This is a genomic window from Vibrio sp. 1978, assembly GCF_033344345.1.
Genome location: NZ_JAWPOP010000185.1, coordinates 1 through 983 on the forward strand (window position 1 = coordinate 1; position 983 = coordinate 983).

Consider the following 983-nt stretch of genomic DNA (forward strand, 5'->3'; position numbering starts at 1 on the left):
TCTTTTGTAAGTTCCACGTTTATAACCGCCTCGCCCTTCATGATAGGCCAGATACTGGTTATAAGGGTCCCACAATGAAATGCCTAACTGGCGACGAGTCTCGTGGGTATACCACCCTACAAACATTATCGAATCATCAAAATTGGTGCGCGAACCACCTTGTCCGGTGGAATCTTGGAAGTCATCCCAAGCAGGATCTTGAGCCTGTGCATAGCCATACGCACTGCTTACGCGTCCCCAAGGGATGAAACCCAATACGTAATCTTTGGGTGGTTTGGCATCATGGCGGAAACTGCTTTCCTGCTTGATGATGGCCATGGCAACATGAATGGGCGTTCCCCACTCTTTTTCCATATCTTTCGCATCATCATACCAACCAGATTTTTCTCGGAATATCTCACATAGGTTATCTTGCTGTTTTGGTGGCGCTGTCGCACATCCCGCAAGCAACACACTTCCTAGCACCGATACAACCAACGGCTTAATGTTCAATCCCACCCAATCCTTACTTATTGATTATTGTTTTAGATAAGCGAAGTAGTTTTCCAGAAACTCGTCAAAAGATAACGTATCGCTTTCTTCCGCTTGTCGCTGTTTCTCAACTGAAGAAGCCACTTCCGTTTCCATTATATCTTGCGAGTAATGTTGGTAACCGTGAGCCAGATTTTCTTCACGGAACTTCATGCCAAGAGCACAACCTACTTTGCCAAGTCCACCAAGTTCTTTGGTTAGCTCAAGCAATTGGCCAGAAATCGTCAGTTCAGGGTTATCAATCCATGCTTCTAGCTTGTCACATACAGCTTGGTAAGCATCGCCACCAGCCGCAGAATCCATCTCTACTGCAATTTGGCGCAACTCAACGAATACTCGTTTCGCCCAATCTTGCAAAGATAAGCGTTCACCTTGGCAACCGATCTGCAGCATCAAACCTTTTTCACGACCAGAGATGATCACTTTGTTCCAGTTGTCACGCCAGCATTCTA

Annotated in this window: 1 protein-coding gene and 1 pseudogene; both read right to left on the minus strand. The window is 46.1% G+C overall.

Annotation, left to right across the window (positions count from 1 at the left end):
- Positions 1-492: hypothetical protein (locus R8N49_RS25380; RefSeq protein ID WP_318190244.1), on the minus strand; the 492-nt coding region annotated here is incomplete at its 3' end.
- A 24-nt stretch (positions 493-516) separates the two neighbouring features.
- Positions 517-983 (minus strand): annotated as a pseudogene (locus tag R8N49_RS25385) (glutamate--cysteine ligase); the annotation flags it as partial.